This is a genomic window from Pseudescherichia vulneris (assembly GCF_902164725.1).
Taxonomy (GTDB): domain Bacteria; phylum Pseudomonadota; class Gammaproteobacteria; order Enterobacterales; family Enterobacteriaceae; genus Pseudescherichia; species Pseudescherichia vulneris.
In genome coordinates this window covers 677,826-685,669 of sequence record NZ_LR607338.1, presented here as the reverse complement: position 1 = coordinate 685,669, position 7,844 = coordinate 677,826, and the positions used below count along the sequence as shown (strand labels likewise).

The 7,844-nt window shown below is 55.0% G+C and carries 10 protein-coding genes and 1 pseudogene; 4 read left to right on the top strand and 7 right to left on the bottom strand.

Translation table 11 applies throughout. The annotated features are described in order from the left end of the window. The 4 genes and pseudogenes from FN633_RS02785 to dbpA form a co-directional block, all read left to right on the top strand. Window positions 1-216 (top strand): annotated as a pseudogene (locus tag FN633_RS02785) (hypothetical protein); the annotation flags it as partial. A gap of 68 nt (window positions 217-284) precedes the next feature. After that, window positions 285-1,268, top strand: a complete 984-nt coding sequence (gene zntB, locus FN633_RS02780) for a zinc transporter ZntB (protein WP_154056652.1) — start codon at window positions 285-287, stop codon at window positions 1,266-1,268. Between the two features lie 277 nt (window positions 1,269-1,545). Continuing rightward, a complete protein-coding gene (gene ynaL / locus FN633_RS18350; RefSeq protein ID WP_208673928.1) occupies window positions 1,546-1,695 on the top strand; it encodes a proline-rich small protein YnaL in 150 nt (49 codons plus the stop codon). 60 nt (window positions 1,696-1,755) lie between these two features. Next, entirely contained in the window at window positions 1,756-3,129 is a 1,374-nt protein-coding gene (gene dbpA, locus FN633_RS02775; protein ID WP_154056651.1) for an ATP-dependent RNA helicase DbpA, read from the top strand. Between the two features lie 57 nt (window positions 3,130-3,186). On the opposite strand, the gene ttcA is transcribed toward dbpA, so the two are convergent. The 7 genes from ttcA to FN633_RS02745 form a co-directional block, all read right to left on the bottom strand. Then, window positions 3,187-4,122: a tRNA 2-thiocytidine(32) synthetase TtcA gene (ttcA, locus tag FN633_RS02770; RefSeq protein WP_154056650.1), complete on the bottom strand. Its 936-nt coding sequence runs from the start codon at window positions 4,120-4,122 to the stop codon at window positions 3,187-3,189. A 48-nt stretch (window positions 4,123-4,170) separates the two neighbouring features. Then, a complete protein-coding gene (locus FN633_RS02765) occupies window positions 4,171-5,409 on the bottom strand; it encodes a site-specific integrase (protein WP_154056649.1) in 1,239 nt (412 codons plus the stop codon). Window position 5,410: 1 nt separating this feature from the next. Continuing rightward, the gene (gene xisR, locus FN633_RS02760; protein WP_042394195.1) at window positions 5,411-5,623 is read right to left on the bottom strand and encodes an excisionase family protein; all 213 of its coding nucleotides are present in this window, start codon (window positions 5,621-5,623) and stop codon (window positions 5,411-5,413) included. 64 nt (window positions 5,624-5,687) lie between these two features. Beyond that, window positions 5,688-5,930 (bottom strand): DUF4060 family protein, encoded by a 243-nt coding sequence (locus FN633_RS02755; protein ID WP_154056648.1) that lies wholly within the window; start codon window positions 5,928-5,930, stop codon window positions 5,688-5,690. Beyond that, the gene (locus tag FN633_RS18345) at window positions 5,927-6,103 is read right to left on the bottom strand and encodes a hypothetical protein (RefSeq protein WP_208673925.1); all 177 of its coding nucleotides are present in this window, start codon (window positions 6,101-6,103) and stop codon (window positions 5,927-5,929) included. Before FN633_RS18345 ends, FN633_RS02755 begins: the two co-directional genes overlap by 4 nt. A gap of 37 nt (window positions 6,104-6,140) precedes the next feature. Continuing rightward, the gene (locus FN633_RS02750; protein WP_154056647.1) at window positions 6,141-7,232 is read right to left on the bottom strand and encodes a RecT family recombinase; all 1,092 of its coding nucleotides are present in this window, start codon (window positions 7,230-7,232) and stop codon (window positions 6,141-6,143) included. Between the two features lie 12 nt (window positions 7,233-7,244). Further along, on the bottom strand, window positions 7,245-7,844 hold a 600-nt coding region (locus tag FN633_RS02745), incomplete at its 5' end, for a PD-(D/E)XK nuclease-like domain-containing protein (protein WP_208673922.1).

Below are 7,844 nucleotides of genomic sequence, written 5' to 3'. Positions count from 1 at the left end.
GTGGGTAAGATCATCGCGCAGATCACCCAGGCACTCTCCGAGCTGGAACGCGTCACGCAAAGCAATGCCACGATGGTCGATGAGCTGGCTGGATCCTCCGACGTGCTTAAGCGTCAGGTGATTGAGTTGCAAGGCAGAACGCGTAACTTCCGCCTGGCAGGCTCTGCTCCTGCGGAAAATGCACTTTTTCCCCTGAAAATTCAGTGTAATGGCTAATTTTCAGATTACTTACTTTCGCCGCCCGGCTAGACTGTCACTATTAGCATGCTAAATGTGGAGGAGCCATGGAGGCGATTAAGGGATCGGACGTTAACGTGCCGGATGCGGTTTTTGCATGGCTGCTGGATGGCAAGGGGGGCGTAAAGCCGCTGGGCGATGACGATGTTATTGACGGTGCCCACCCGTGCTGGCTGCATCTCAACTATACCCAACCGGAGAGCGCCCAGTGGCTGGCATCTACGCCGCTGCTGCCTAATAACATACGCGATGCGCTGGCCGGTGAAAGCTTGCGCCCGCGCGTTACCCGTATGGGCGAAGGGACATTAATCACGCTGCGCTGCATCAACGGCAGCACCGACGAGCGTCCCGACCAGCTTGTCGCCATGCGTCTCTATATGGATGAGCGGCTGATTGTCTCTACCCGCCAGCGAAAAGTGCTGGCGCTGGACGATGTGGTCAAGGATCTGGAGGAGGGGACCGGGCCAGAGGACTGCGGCGGCTGGCTGGTGGATGTCTGCGACGCGCTAACCGATCACGCCAGCGAGTTTATTGAAGAGCTGCACGATAAGATCATCGATCTGGAAGATAATCTGCTCGATCAGCAGATCCCGCCGCGCGGCTTTCTGGCTCTGCTGCGCAAGCAACTCATCGTAATGCGCCGCTATATGGCTCCCCAGCGCGACGTCTATGCCCGGCTGGCCAGCGAGCGTTTTCCGTGGATGAATGACGATCAGCGTCGCCGGATGCAGGATATCGCCGACAGGCTGGGTCGTGGCCTGGATGAAATTGATTCCTGTATTGCCCGCACCGCCGTTATGACCGACGAGATCACCCAGGTGATGCAGGAGTCGCTGACGCGCAGAAGCTACACCATGTCGCTGATGGCTATGGTTTTTTTACCCAGCACCTTTTTAACCGGCCTTTTTGGCGTGAACCTGGGCGGGATCCCCGGTGGTGAGTGGCATATGGGTTTTCCGCTGTTCTGCCTGATGCTGGTGGTGCTGATCGGCGGGGTCACGTGGTGGCTGCATCGCAGTAAATGGCTGTAAAATTTCACATTTTTAACAAAATATGAACATAGAAACGCTGTTTTACTTGCGCGAAATCAATAAACAAAAAGATGAATCAGGGCAATATCTATCTCGCAGGTGAATGCAACGTCAAGCGATGGGCGTTGCGCTCCATATTGTCTTACTTCCTTTTTTGAATTACTGCATAGCACAATTGATTCGTACGACGCCGACTTATAATAGTCGGCTTTTTTTTGCCTCTTGTTCATCAGCTTCTACCCTTAAAGGGAGCGATGCCCACACCAGGAGGTAAAACATGTCCGGCCTTACCTTATTGAAATCCACTGACTCACTGCCTGCCGATCCCGTACCGACCGATCCGGTCCCGGTTCCCGAGCCTATTCCCCGCCCGCAGCCGTTACCCGATCCGCCGCCTAATGAGGAGCCGATTAAAATGTCGCGTTAAAGAGGCAGATCTGAGAGGATACGCGCCTGCTGACGTAGCCTTTTACCGCGAGAAAATATTGTGACCGCTTTTTCAACACTCAACACCCTGCCCACAGCCCAGCTCGATAATCTTAACGAGCTGGGTTATCACACCATGACGCCCGTGCAGGCCGCGGCGCTGCCCGCGATCCTTGCCGGTCAGGATGTGCGCGTGCAGGCAAAAACCGGCAGCGGTAAAACGGCGGCGTTTGGCCTGGGCCTGCTGCAGCACATCGATGCCAGCCGCTTTCAGACCCAGTCCCTGATCCTCTGCCCAACCCGCGAGCTGGCGGATCAGGTCGCGAACGAGCTACGCCGCCTGGCGCGCTATATGCCGAATATCAAAATTCTGACCCTATGCGGCGGCCAACCCTTTGGCGCACAACGCGACTCGTTGCAGCACGCACCGCATATTATTGTTGCCACGCCGGGCCGTCTGCTGGATCACCTGCAAAAAAGTACTGTTAACCTTGATGCTCTGCAAACGCTGGTAATGGATGAAGCGGACCGGATGCTGGATATGGGCTTCAGCGACGCCATTGACGAGGTGATCCGCTTCACGCCTGCATCGCGCCAGACCTTGCTCTTTTCCGCTACCTGGCCGGAAGCCATCGCGGCGATCAGCGGCCGCGTTCAGCGTTCGCCGCAGACCATCGAGATCGATACCGTTGATGCGCTGCCTGCCGTCGAGCAGCAGTTCTTTGAGGTTTCACGCCAGGGCAAAATCGGCCTGCTACAGAAGCTGCTCAGCCAGCATCTGCCTGCCTCCTGTGTGGTGTTCTGCAATACCAAAAAGGATTGTCAGGAGGTGTGTGACGCGCTGAACGACGCTGGCCAGGAGGCGCTGGCCCTGCATGGCGATCTTGAGCAGCGCGATCGCGATCGGACCCTGGTGCGTTTTGCCAACGGCAGTGCTCGCGTGCTGGTAGCCACCGACGTCGCCGCTCGCGGCCTGGACATTAAATCCCTTGAGCTGGTGGTGAACTACGAGCTGGCATGGGATCCGGAAGTGCATGTGCACCGCATCGGACGTACCGCTCGCGCCGGTAACAGCGGCCTGGCCATCAGCTTCTGCGCCCCGGAAGAGGCGCAGCGTGCCAATATTCTTGCTGAGATGCTGCAGATCAAACTGAACTGGCTCAACGCGCCCGCCAACGTCAAGATTGTGCCGTTGGAAGCGGAGATGGCGACGCTGGTGATTGACGGCGGTAAAAAAGCCAAGATGCGTCCGGGAGACGTGCTGGGTGCGATGACCGGTGATATGGGATTAAACGGGGCGGATATCGGCAAGATCACCGTGCATCCGGCGCATGTCTACGTTGCGGTGCGGCAGAGCGTTGCTCGCCAGGCGTGGAAGCAGTTACAGAGTGGTAAGATCAAAGGCAAGAGCTGCCGGGTAATGCTGCTGAAGTAGGGCAGAGAAGGGCAGGGATCAGGCTCTCCGGCGATCGTCTACCGGAGAGCCATCGTGTTATTTCACTTCCACTACGTTGAGGCGCAGGGCATCCAGTGGCGTCTCGTCCTCTTCCGGTTGCCAGCCCGCAGGCTGCACAGGAATGGATTCGCGGTCAAACGCCAAATCGCCGCCGTCCACCACTTCCGAACCGTGAGTAATACCTTTAAAGTCAAACAGCGAGATATCGCTGAGGTGCGATGGCACCACGTTCTGCATGGCGCTGAACATGGTTTCGATGCGGCCTGGGTAGCGCTTATCCCAGTCGCGGAGCATATCGGCGATCACCTGGCGCTGAAGGTTTGGCTGGGAGCCGCACAGGTTGCAAGGAATGATCGGGTAGCCTTTGGCCTGGGCAAAACGCTCGATGTCCTTCTCCCGGCAGTAGGCCAGAGGACGGATGACAATATGCTTACCGTCATCGCTCATCAGCTTCGGCGGCATGCCTTTCATTTTTCCGCCGTAGAACATATTCAGGAACAGGGTCTGCAAGATGTCGTCGCGATGATGGCCGAGGGCGATTTTAGTCGCGCCCAGCTCCGTTGCGGTGCGGTAGAGAATGCCGCGACGCAGGCGTGAGCAGAGTGAACAGGTGGTTTTCCCCTCGGGGATCTTCTCTTTCACGATGCCGTAGGTATTCTCTTCGACAATCTTATACTCAACGCCCAGCTGCTCCAGATAGGCAGGCAGAATATGCTCCGGGAAGCCCGGCTGCTTCTGGTCAAGGTTGACTGCCACCAGCGAGAAGTTAACCGGCGCGCTCTGCTGCAGGTTGCGCAGGATCTCCAGCATGGTGTAGCTGTCCTTACCACCGGAGAGGCACACCATAATGCGATCGCCTTCCTCAATCATATTGAAGTCGGCAATGGCTTCGCCTACGTTACGGCGCAGGCGCTTCTGCAATTTGTTTAAGTTGTACTGCTCTTTCTTGTTAACTTCTTGATTTTGCGACATTTATTAATCACTCAAATCTTCAATGGGGCATAGACGGGACAAAACGAATTAAAACGCGAGCTTATCGTTAAGCATGGCCACCTGCTCAGTGTTCAGATCTTCAATCCAGGACGCGTATATTTCGTAAACCATCTGCGCGTTTTCGTGCCCCATCTGATTGGCTATAAAAGACGGGTTTGCGCCTGCGGACAAAAGCCAACATGCAAATGTGTGGCGTGTATGGTACGGATTACGGCGACGAATGCCAGCACGTTTTACACTGGCGTTCCATCTTGACCCGATACTGGACAATGAATAATACGGCTTCTGCTTTCCCTTTGCTGGCCGGGGCATAAAAACGAAACGAAGTTGCTGTTTCTCCGTCAGGCCGTATTCTCGATGATAGAAAACGATCTCTGTTTCAGGAAACCCGGCTGTCAGCTTTTTTTGTTCTTTCAGGGCGTCCAGCGCTGGCGTTAGAAGCTGCAGTGTCCGAATGCCTGCCTGCGTCTTGGGTGGCCCAAACATCCCCAGTGTGTTCAGGTTCCTGGAGACGTTTACCGTACCCGCCTTGAGATCGATATCTTCCCATGCAAGCGCGGCGAGTTCACCATGCCTGAGTCCGGAATACACCGCGAACTTCCACATGTTATGGCTCTGGCCGCTCAAAGCTGACATTAGCTTCGCAAATTCCTCTCGCATCAGAGGATCCGGTTTGGTGTTGCTCTTCTGTAGCTTCTTGACGCCCTCAAATGCCTTACTCTCAGTAAATCCAGACTTATAGGCAAAGCGAAGTAGGGAGCAAAGCAAAGAGATGTAATTATCGACCGTACGCACAGTGCGCCCGATTTTATTTGAGCGCCTGTCCAGAGGATACAGGGTTGAGCCATGCAGTAGCTCACTGCGGTAGCGAAGCACATCGTTATAGCTAATCTCCCTGATGACTGTGCTCTTGCCTACGACCGCTTTAAGCGTTGATATCTGCGAGCCTGTTTTACGCAGGGTGTTTGCGCAGAGCTCAATTTCACGATTTTTTAGCCAGGTGTCAGCAAGCTCGCCGAACGTGTTTATAATGAGCGTTTTTTGAACGGCTTGCGCCTGCTTAGAGTCAGGAAAACGCGAGCGGTAATTGAACTGGCCAAGGTTGATCTCACTGACAATCAGCATACGCAGCTGACCCGCTTTTTTGATATTTGCAGGGGTGACAAGCCACCCCTTGAGTACTTCGCGACAACGCTTACCTTTATACATGAACCAGATCCGGATGCTTTGACCTCTTATCTCCACGCCCTTGGGCAAATCTGACATCCTATGCATCCTGAATCATTTGGTTGATCTTGGGGTAGTTGTACCAGGTAATGCCGCGCAATGTTTTTTCCCCTGATGGAGAGACGCGTTTAAAGTGCACGCCTTCAATCCAACACCCTTGACGATATTTTTCGATCTGACGGTTATCGAGGCCCGTTCTGGCAGTGAGCCTTTCCTCAACAACCCACTCTTCATTGAAAATTACTTGTGCCATATGCAGTACCTGGCGATCAGCACGATTATAACTATGCTGATCGCGCGTTGATGATATTTCGATATCAAGACATCCGGCCGGCAAGGTGGCGCAGGCGTCGCGCCCCGGTGATCGCCGTGGCCACATAGCTGGTGCTGCGGTTTTCTACCTCTACCTTCACCTTCATTCCGTCCACCTGCACCATGTATTCGCTGCTTGTGGCCCGGCTGGCGTAATCGCCGAACCGTTCTACATGACGGGCCAGCGCGGCATCGCAAGCCCTGCGGGCCAGCGGCGATTCTTTCCTGCTTCGGTTAATCAGCCTCATTCAGCACACTCCGGATCCAATACGTCCCAGCAGTTCCGCTCGATGTTCGCCAGCAAGCGGCGATCCTCTATTTCAACCAACGGGCGGCTGGTCAGCTCTGCGATTTGCTGATTGTTATGTGTTAGAAGCATCTTCAGCTCTTCATGGCTCCAGCGGGTTTGTTTCTCGCTCATCTCGTTACCGGGAGGGTTGCCCCTCCCGCCTCCCTTATCAGCTCATGTATTCCGGCTTCATATCGCCCAGGGTAATGGCAAACTGGTCATACAGCTCGTCACCCAGGTTGCGTTTGGCCGCAGCCAGTGTTTGCTCGGCTTTAGCAAACTGCTCAGCAGCATCAGGCTCACTGGACTGGGGCAGGGAGTTAATGGCCGCCTCTACTTTGTTGCGGGCATCGACCAGGTAGTAACGCCGAACGGCTTTGTTCTTCAGCTCAGTGAACAGTGCCGAGCCGAGGGTGGGTTTGGCCGCTTCGATATCAACCCGCACGGCTTTGGCCTGGTCCACCGATTGCGCACCTTCGATGCGATCACGGAACTCGTCGGCCAGCACATCGATATTGGTACCGGATTCCTGTGCACTTGTGGTTGCCTCAGGAGCGCCGCGGGTAATCTCGCCCAGAGTGACACGCTGCTGCTGCGCCGGGTTGATTACTTTTTCCTGACGCTCCTCGATTTCATCTGCGGTGTATACACCAAGAATCACATCGGGACAGTAAAGGCGCGCCCAGCGTTTCACTCCCAGATAAGCCAGCTGCTGGCGGGGATCGCTTGCCCAAAGTGTTGAATTACGCACCTGAGCCTGAGACAACATCAGAACGAGTTCACGGGGTTCGTCCTCGCCTTTCATAGTTGCCCACACGCGTACACCCACACCTGCCTCATCTTTCAGATTCCAGCCAGGCGCGATGTATTTTTTTCCCTGTCCATTGGTTTTCTCAACAAACCGGCCGACGATGTTTTCCCATTCACCGAACCACTCAAAATGCAGACGATCTTTTGTGGGAGACATGTTCGTAACAACCGCGTTTACCAGCTGAGCTTCATAACCGAGTACACCGCTATTCCCGACGATGAACGTTTTCTGAGCTACAGCGAATGGATCCATACCCCAGCGAGCGGCTTGCATTACCACTGCCATGCATGCGTCAGGCTTGCCACGAAAATGCTCTGGTACAAACGCGCCGCTGTTCGCCATGACTGCCGATAAAGTCCGGAGGCGCTCGAACAGCTCGCCGTTGGTCAAGATTGAAATGTTGTCGATCATCTGCGTTTTATTTTCAGTGCTAGAAATTACTGTAGACATTGTCATTTCCCCTTATGCCTGGTCGCGCAGCGCTTCAAGGCGGCGCAGGTCGAAATCGTCAAGTTCATCGGTATAGTCTTCGGTGATCGGCGCAGGCCACTCACCTGTGTCGAACCCAGTAGCGATAGCACGCATGGTTTTGCGGTATTCCAGCATGCCCAGTTCCAGCAGCTCTGCAGATGCCTCGATAATGGCGATCCAGTGGTAGTTCTCGTCTTTGTTGACGAAAATCCAGAAGAACTGATCCAGCGCTGCGGTTTCGCAGTACATGGCTGCGCTCAGGTGGTAATCACGCATCCGGATCTCACGACGCAGCCGGGCTTTAAGCGAATCTGCTTTCACATCCCACATGCTGATAGTTTTGAGGTCTGCACCGATGCGGACGCCGTCCAGCTCAATTTCGAGGTCCGGGCGCACTCGAATTTCCAGACCGGTTTCTTCGTCAATACCGAAATAACTGGTCTCTACGGCGCGGCTCGGGTGCGTCAGCAGCATGCCGGAGGTCGGGTGCGCCAGTAATGCAGACTGAATGGCCAGGGCTGTAGCCAGCTGCTGGCGCGTTACCAGCACCTTGCCTTCCGGGTTCTCGCGCCAGGCGTCCAGCAGCTCGTC